Consider the following 8,412-nt stretch of genomic DNA (forward strand, 5'->3'; position numbering starts at 1 on the left):
TTGAAGCCGGGCGCCACTTGAAGATTAATGCCGACCGGATTAACAACACCAACGCCGGGTTGGTGACTCAGGTCGTCGAAACGGAAAAGTCTCAGCATCACGATGCAGTACTCAGCGGCCAGACCACTCGCTATGACTGGTCACAGGTGGACACTTCCCACCGCAATAAATACAAAGTGCACGATGCCATCATGCCGGATGGCAGCCGCAGTAATGACTTTTACGAATATCAGTACACCCGCGCCGTCAAGGAAACTCAGGTTAAACAGAGCGACCCCGGTAAAATTCTGGCCGGGGGCAATATGACGCTCAACAGCGCGCAGGTCACTAATCACGACAGCCAGATTGTCGCTGGCGGCACGCTCGGTGGTGAAATTGGCGAACTGCACAATATCGCTACTCAGGGAGAACGGATTACCACCGATACGGGCAGTCAGACCCACTGGTATGCTAAAAAAACCAAAAAGAAAAAGTTCGGGTTCGGTGGCACCAAAACCTCGCAGGGAAAAAGCCGCAGCAATTATGCCCCCGCCCCAGTGATAGAAACCCTCGACCTGAAAACGCTGGCCTGGCAGGAGCATACCCGCCCGGCGGCCCCCGGTATCACCATCGCCGACCGACAAACCGGTCAGATACACGCTGCCCCCACGACGATCACACCGGTGAACGGTATCAAAAATCAGCCGCTGGTCTTGCCCCCCGGTCAGCCGTTTGAACTGAGTTTGCCCCCGGAGACGGTGAAAGGGCAAACAGTCGACCCGGTGATACGCGTGGTGACACCCGATACCCGCTTGCCGAATAACAGCCTGTATACCGTGCAACCGGGCAGCGACAGCCACTATCTGGTCGAGACCGACCCGAAATTTACCCGGTACAAACAGTGGCTGGGCTCGGACTATATGCGGCAACAACTTACTCACGACCCGGCGCTGGTCCACAAACGCCTGGGCGATGGGTTCTATGAACAGCGGTTGGTGCGGGACCAAATCACCCAACTGACCGGCCGGCGCTATCTGCCCGGTTACAACAACGATGAAGCGCAGTTTAAGGCGCTGATGGATGCCGGTATCGTCTTTGGCAAACAGCAACAGTTAACGCCGGGCGTGGCGCTGAGTCCGGCACAGATGGCGCTGCTGACCTCAGACATTATCTGGCTGACTAACCAAACCGTGACCCTGCCGGATGGCACTACCGAGGTGGTCACTGTGCCACAGGTTTATGCCCGTGTCCGTCAGGGCGACCTGAGCGGTGACGGTGCCTTGCTGGCCGGCAATACCGTGGCGCTCAACAGTCAGGGCGATATCACCAACAGCGGCACGGTCAGCGGGCGAGATGTCACCCAACTGACGGCCAACAACCTGACCAACAGCGGATTTATTCGCGGCGGCAAAGTGGATTTGACGGCCCAACAGACGCTCACCAACCGGGGCGGCCAGATTCAGGGCGATGACCGGGTGACCCTGAAAGGCCGGGATATCACCAGCGCATCGACTGTGCGCGGGGATGGGGCAAACCGCTGGCTGGACCGTCCGGCAGGCATCTATGTGCAAAATGATAAGGGCACCTTATCGCTGAGCGCCATTAACAATGTGCAATTAACCGCCAGTGACGTCAAGAATGCGGGTAAAGACGGTCACACCGAGATAACGGCAGGCCATAACCTGACGCTGGACACCTTAAGTACACGTCGCACAGAACAGGGCGACTGGGGGAAAGATAACACTCGCCATCTGACCCAACAACAGGATATCGGCAGCCAGATAACCGGCGCAGGTGATGTGACATTGCAAGCCGGGCAGGATTTGAACGCCACTGCCGCCCACGTTAACGCCGGTCAACAACTGACGGCGCAGGCCGGGAATAACCTGACGCTGACCACCGGTACGGCCTCATCCGACTTAGTGGAGCACAGTAAACAAACCAGCAAAGGCTGGCTGTCGAAGTCGTCAGTGGAAACCCACGATGAAGTGCATGACCGACAGGCGCTCAGCACCACATTCAGTGGCAATAAAGTGACTCTACAGGCCGGTAAAGACCTAAACATCATCGGCAGTAACGTCGCTGGCACGCAGGATGTCAGCCTGAACGCCGGTCATCAGCTCACCGTCACCACCGCAGCCGAAGCGCACGATGAAACCCACTTGCGGCAGGAGAAAAAATCGGGCCTGATGGGGACTGGGGGGATTGGCTTCACCTTAGGTAAAGCCAGCCAGAAAGTCACCACCGACAGTGACCGCCAGCTGAGTAAAGGCAGCACGGTCGGCAGCAGTCAGGGCAATGCCACCCTCAACGCAGGAGAACAGCTCCGGGTTCACGGCAGTGAGGTGATTGCCGGTAAAGACCTGACGCTCGCTGGTCAACAGGTCGATATCACCAGTGCGGAAAACCGCCATCACACCACGACAAAAACCGAACAAAAGCAGAGCGGTTTAACCGTGGCGCTGAGTGGCGCCGCAGGCGGGGCCGTCAACAGCGCGGCGCAGACAGCCAGAACCGCCCGCACTGAAAGTGACCCGCGAGTGAAAGCCCTGCAAAACGCCAAAGCCGCCCTCAGCGGAGTGCAAGCGGTGCAGGCTGGCCGACTGGCGGAGGCTCAGGGCAGTGACAACAGCAGCAATAACACTCTGGCCGGCGTCAGCCTGTCCTATGGGCGTCAATCTTCCCGTTCAGAACAGCAGCACCGTCAGACCACCCAACAGGGCAGCCATCTCACTGCCGGGGATAACCTGACCATAACCGCCAAAGGGGATGGCAAAGGCGCATCAAATCAAAGCGGGGATATCCGTATTCAGGGCAGCCAGTTACAGGCGGGTAAAGACCTGCAACTCCATGCTAACCGGGATATTCAGCTCTCATCCAGCCAGAACACCGAACAGACCACCGGCAAAAACAGCAGCCACGGCAGCTCGCTGGGCGTGGGCCTGACTGCGGGACCGGGGGGCACCGGTCTGAGCGTCTCGGCCAATGTCAGTCGGGGCAACGGCCGTGAAAACGGCAACGGCGTCAGTCACACTAACACCACGTTACAGGCGGGACAGACCGTCGGGCTGAACAGTGGCCGGGATACCACGCTGAAAGGGGCTCAGGTCAGCGGCGAGCAGATTACCGCCGACGTGAAACGTCATCTGACCCTCAGCAGCGAGCAGGACAGCCAGCGCTATGACAGCCAACAACAGAATGCCAGCGTGGGCGTCAGTGCCACCGTGGGTCCCCTCACTAACGGTACAGCGAGCCTCAATGCCAGCCGCAATAAACTTCACAGCAACTATGACAGCGTGCAGGAGCAGACCGGGCTGTTTGCCGGCAAAGGCGGCTATCAGGTTAACGTCGGAGACCATACCCAACTGGACGGCGCGGTGATAGCAAGTACCGCCGATAAAGCCAAAAACACCCTGAACACCGGGACACTGGGCTTCAAGGACATTCAAAATAAAGCGGACTTTACTGTTGAGCAGCAGAGTGCGGGCGTCAGCCTCGGCCAACCGACCGCCGGTCAGGTTCTGAATAATCTGGCAGTCAATGCGCTGACGGGGACTCATAACTCAGGCCATGACAGCACCACCACGCACGCTGCGGTCAGCGACGGCAACCTGATTATTCGAGATAAGGCGCATCAGACGCAGGATGTCGCGACCCTCAGCCGCGATACCGATAACGCCGCCAATGTCCTGAGTCCGATATTTGATAAGGAAAAAGAACAGCAACGGTTGAAACAGGCGCAACTGATTGGCGAACTCAGCGCCCAAATGACCGAGATAGCCAGTACGGAAGGGAAAATTATCGCCACCAAAGCGGCGAAAGCGAAACTGGACCATCTCAGTGAACCGGACAAAGCCGCAGCCAGAGAAAAATTGATCAACGCAGGTAATAAAGACCCCTCGCCAGCGGATATCAATCAACAAATTTATGACACCGCTTACACGCAGGCACTGAATGACTCGGGCTTGGGGACCGGCGGAACCTATCAGAAAGCCCTACAGGCCGCCACGGCAGCAATTCAGGGCTTGGCAGGGAACAATCTCGGTCAGGCGCTGGCCGGCGGGGCTTCACCGTATCTGGCCGGGGTGATAAAAGCGCTGACGACGGACCCGCAAACCCATCAGGTGGATACCGCCGCCAATACGCTGGCCCATGCGATTTTAGGCGCGGTGGCGGCAGAAGTCAGCGGTAATAATGCGCTCGCGGGTGCTGCCGGGGCGGCTTCGGGTGAACTGGCCGCTCAAGTTCTGATAAAGCAACTTTACGGCGACGGGGCCAAAGTCAGTGAATTAACGGAGGAGCAGAAGCAAACTATCAGCACCCTTTCCACCCTGGCAGCAGGATTGGCAGGCGGTATTGCTGGTGACTCCACCGTCAGTGCCCTCACTGGGGCGCAGGCCGGGAAGAACGCGACTGACAATAATGCCCTAGCTATACCAATGCCACCACCACCGATAGCGGGTTCAAACACGGGTGAAACCGTGAATGAAGCAAATCAGACAATAGCTTCAGCTTTGGACAAAAAATTGAAGGAAATGGGAGAGTCTATAGATAAAGCCACCCAATGTTCTTTTGGTCGGGTATGTTCGTCAGATTATATAGATGGTGAAAACCAACCAAATGTGGGAAAAAATCTGACAAATGAAGAAAAGGCTAAATATGGTGGAACCGGTTCTGGAACACCAGATGGTTGGGAACCGCAAGATGAGGAAAATGCACGTAACAATAGTGGGCTTCCATCTAGGGATAATCTTAATCAAGCTGCTTCAACCCCCAATCGTAATGGCTTGACGGACGCTGGACGTGCATTACAAAAGCACGGGGGAAGGGAAGGTTCTGTGTATTCATATTCTAGCCAGAAAGCATCTGTTTTAAATAAGGAAGCTCAGACTATAGTTAGTGAAATACTAAGCAATCCAAATACCAAAATAGAATCTAGGTTTGTTTTTGAAAATAAACAGAGGATTGCTGTAGTTGAAGCAATTGCTCCTGATGGACGAGCGTTGCGATTTAATGCTGATGGTACAAAATTGATTGGATTCCGTGAGCCGCCCAGTAAATGACAGAGAGGAAGAGTATGTTGGAATATAGTGTAGGTAGTTCCGCTGGCCGAGATGATCTTTATGCTGAGCTATCTTTTAATAGGGTCCAGTGGGGGGAAATATCATTATCGGAGGACAAAAAATCAGTGAATATTATTATTTATCCTGACAATAATATTCTAGAGTTCAGGTATGATGAATTTTTGCACATCATAGAAAAGGCAAAAGCTCACCTACTTAGTTTGGAACCATTATCTGAGTGACAAAAATCCCAGCCGCTGGGCTGGGATTTTCTCCGCTGTTAGTTTGTTATTGAGAATAATGCGCTGGCCTCGCGAAATCTGGGTGATTGCCGCACGCTGTCACCGGAAGCGTGCGGCAAGGCTAAGGAGCTGAGCCAGCGCATTCTGGATAAAGGCTTGCCGTCAGTGGAGGACATGCGCGGTAAACTGGCATCGTGTCAGGATGACAGCTGCCGTAAAGGGGTCTGGACGGAATATCGACAGGCCAGTGATGCAACCATCAACAGCCTGAAACAGATGGCGTTGAATGGTGAGTTGAGTCGTGAAGAACTGGCATTCATCAACCATGAGTTGGGTAAAGAACTGGCGGTATCGGGATACCGTGCCAATGACAAGATAGGTCGTTCAGAGCAGAGCAGCTGGTTAAATGGCGGCAGCGGACCCCTCTCCGGGTTCTTTAACACGGAACTGCGTCAAAAAGAGCTGGAAAAATCGGGCTTGTCCAAAGCGGATGCGGCGCAGTACGTGAAGGAAGAGCAGCGGAACCTGATGTTGCTGGAGACTGCGGTCGGGGCTATTGGGGCAAAAACTAATAGAACTTCTATAAATGTAGTCGGAAAAGGCGCAACATTACCTACTGGTTATACCCCAAAAGGAAATTCAGTTACTGGGCCAAAAGATGGTGTTTATAATAACACTGGAAAAGTAGACGCATCAGGAAACACTATTTATAGTCACAATGGTGGGTACTATACGTTTGAAAATGGCGTGAAGACAAGAGTTCAATCACCTAATTCTGGCTCACAAGCACAACAGAATTACGAGAAAGGTAAAGAATTTGAACAATCTACTTACGATAAATTCAAAGTTGATAAAGTTGAATCAGCACAGGAAATTACTGTCAAAACAGAGAGTAATACAAAAATAAGGGTTGACATGATAGGCAAAGATAAAGAAGGAAACATTATCTGTGTTGAATGTAAAAGCTCATCAACTGCTCCATTAACAACAAATCAAAAGAAAGGTTTTCCTGAACTTGAAACCAAGGGGGGTACTGTCGTTGGAAAAGGAAAACCGGGTTTTGAAGGAGGGAGCAAAATACCGCCAACCAAGGTTGACATCATCAGACCTACTTCTAAAGATTGAGTAAGGAGTTAATATGTCTATAGAAGACGTGAACAAAATAGATATGATAGGTATACCTAATAACAATGAAAACTTAGTTGTTCTAGGACTAACTGATCATTTACCGTGGAGTGGTTCGATAGAAGAACATTTACTGAAACTACAAGAAAAAATAAATAGTTATATTCGTTTTATTGAAAGCGGGGAGATATACGAAAGCTTTCCTGCTTCCTGTGGAAAAAGTGAAACGCTAATAGAAGTTTATTTTAAGTATCATATCCCACATGAATGTGCCGATTTTTTGGAAAAGGTTGGAGAAATTCTTGCACCTGTTAATATTCAGTTACGATATGAAGAAGGTGATATTGCTTAAATAGATGTATTAATTATTTGATCTCAATGATCAGATTGGCGCAGAGGGCTTGCTCATTGCGCTAATTTCAGTCCTTTTATACCTCTGATATCAGGAGGCCGATACGGGAGCGCTACCTGTACCGCAAGACCAACGGAGAGCCGTTGAGTATTCGTACTCAGTGTCCCCAGTTGCAGCTGTTGCAGGGTAATGGCAACAAAGACCGGGTGTGGTCATGCAAAACCCGAAGCCACCGTGTATCAGAACATCGCAGGGGTACCATTCACCCGTTGCTGAAAAAGACGCGACACTAACAAGTGCCCGGTGGGAAAAACCGGCCTTCGGGGGCGAAAAGCGCGTCAGGGGGTTTTGGGTTCGGCGGTGAACGCACATCGGAAAAAACGGGTGGTAACTGACTGAGGGCATTAGGAAAATCGGCGTTCGGTAATCAACTTCGCAATGGAATGCGTTGTTACGAAAGATAATTTAGCTTATTTGGCCGAAGGACGGGATAACAGATTACCTATTCCCGAAACAACAGTTGCAGGTAATGGACTAAAAATTGAATCTAACTCTAAGCATACACCTGGAACTCAAGGGTTCAGACCGAATGCTGGTATTGAACCACGAGACTCTTTGAGCATTTTTGAAGGTTCAGTATCTATAGATTCTGATAAACATAGATATGCTAAAGACTCCAATGGACATATCCATAGATTTTCACCAAATAATACAGGTGTCTACCATTGGTCTGGTAGTACTGGAGACTCAAAAAATAAATTGGAATTAACTGGAAAGGTGAAGTCTAGGTTACAAAAACAAGAAGGGTGGAAAATAAAATGATTATTGGAGATCCTTATCAAATTGCTATCCATATTGAGCAAATTGATGTCCTGTGTTCACCGAGTGGAATGTTTAATTTTATAATTAATGACACATTAGTTCCAGGGAAAGGAGTAACAATGGATCTATACATGGTGATATCTGAACTAAAAGAGAGCCTTGAAGACGGAATGCGTAAGAACTTGCGAGATGTTGGGAATATCCCATTGTCTGATTTAGATTTTTCTGAAGGAGAACCGGAGAACTTTATCTCATTATCCTCTGAATTATCAGATTATGGCTTTATTTTTTGGTTGGGTTTTGATGGCGATGAAGATCGTCTTATTTATACAACAAATTATGAAAAAACATTCCAAGAAGAACGATATCCTAGAGGAACAATAGAAAAATTAATTAGAGACCTACCGTTAGCAGAGGATTTAGTAATGAAAAAAACAGGAGCATTTATTAATACTGAGCTGAAATCATAAAAAGTTGTTGCGGATAATAATGCCCTTGGCGCAGCAGCCGGCTCGGATCTTGGATTCTGGTTAAGTAAAACACCAGACTGCGATACGACGTGCAAGGCTAATATTGCTAAAGGTATAGCTGATGGAAACCTAATTGTCTCTGCGGGAGGAATGGCAGTAGCCGGTGGTGCCCAGATTGTGGCCGCCACACCTGAAATTGCTGCAATGGGGAACCTCTAAAAACTTTTCACAGCCACAAAATTGAGTAAAATGTAGGCACAGTACATCTCTGCAAGGTAGCGCTGTCATGATACCGCCTCGTTCTGCTTTAAAAAAAGACAAGCTGGCATCCGAATATCACCGTCGAAAAATCGATGAAT

Annotated in this window: 5 protein-coding genes; all 5 read left to right on the top strand. The window is 50.4% G+C overall.

What is annotated here, in order from left to right:
- Positions 1-5,042: hemagglutinin repeat-containing protein (locus AAC155_RS23500; RefSeq protein ID WP_191214990.1), on the top strand; the 5,042-nt coding region annotated here is incomplete at its 5' end.
- A 407-nt stretch (positions 5,043-5,449) separates the two neighbouring features.
- The gene (locus tag AAC155_RS23505) at positions 5,450-6,409 is read left to right on the top strand and encodes a hypothetical protein (protein ID WP_158536632.1); all 960 of its coding nucleotides are present in this window, start codon (positions 5,450-5,452) and stop codon (positions 6,407-6,409) included.
- Positions 6,410-6,422: 13 nt separating this feature from the next.
- Positions 6,423-6,761, top strand: coding sequence for a DUF6572 domain-containing protein (locus AAC155_RS23510; RefSeq protein WP_113044355.1), 339 nt, complete (start codon positions 6,423-6,425; stop codon positions 6,759-6,761).
- A 438-nt stretch (positions 6,762-7,199) separates the two neighbouring features.
- A complete protein-coding gene (locus AAC155_RS23515) occupies positions 7,200-7,583 on the top strand; it encodes a hypothetical protein (RefSeq protein WP_191214988.1) in 384 nt (127 codons plus the stop codon).
- Positions 7,580-8,053 carry an Imm42 family immunity protein gene (locus AAC155_RS23520; RefSeq protein ID WP_113044356.1) on the top strand — a complete coding sequence of 158 codons (474 nt, stop codon included), beginning with the start codon at positions 7,580-7,582 and terminating at the stop codon, positions 8,051-8,053. Before AAC155_RS23515 ends, AAC155_RS23520 begins: the two co-directional genes overlap by 4 nt.
- The last annotated feature ends 359 nt before the right edge of the window (positions 8,054-8,412 follow it).

The sequence above is a fragment of the Photorhabdus sp. HUG-39 genome (assembly GCF_963878365.1).
In the GTDB taxonomy this organism is placed as follows: Bacteria; Pseudomonadota; Gammaproteobacteria; order Enterobacterales; family Enterobacteriaceae; genus Photorhabdus; species Photorhabdus kayaii.